This window comes from Cellulomonas sp. P4_H12 (assembly GCF_056400905.1).
In genome coordinates, this window is record NZ_JBFUKJ010000149.1 from 1 (window position 1) to 524 (window position 524).

Below are 524 nucleotides of genomic sequence, written 5' to 3' on the forward strand. Positions count from 1 at the left end.
CTCGGAGCCTCGGCCACTCAACGCCGACCCGGTGCCCGCCGACCGCGCGGGCGGGTCCGGTCGGTCCACCGGTGTGAAGGTCGCGATCGGTGCGGCCGCCGCGCTCGCCGTCGGCGTCCTCGCCTACGGGGTCGACTACGCGATGTCCTCGGACCAGGTACCGCGCGGCGTCTCCGTCGCGGGGGTAGACGTGGGCGGGATGAACCCGGCCGATGCCGAGGCGATGCTGCGCACCGAGCTCGGTCCGCGCGTGCAGCAGCCCGTCGAGGTCCGGGCGGGCGACGCGCAGGCGCAGGTGGTGCCGGAGCAGGCCGGCCTGGGCATCGACTGGTCCGCCACGCTGGACCGGGCCGGCGCCCAGCCGCTGAACCCGGTCACCCGGCTGACCTCACTGTTCTCCCACCGCGAGATCGGGGTCGTGTCCACCAGTGACGAGGCGGCACTGGCCGCCGCAGTCGAGGGGCTCCGCCCACAGGTGGACCGCGCCCCGGTCGAGGGCGGCATCGCCTTCGACGGCCCCACCC

The 524-nt window shown here is 75.8% G+C and carries 1 pseudogene; it reads left to right on the top strand.

What is annotated here, in order from left to right:
• Positions 1 to 31: 31 nt before the first annotated feature.
• Positions 32 to 524, top strand: a pseudogene (locus AC1DQC_RS20255) (hypothetical protein); the annotation flags it as partial.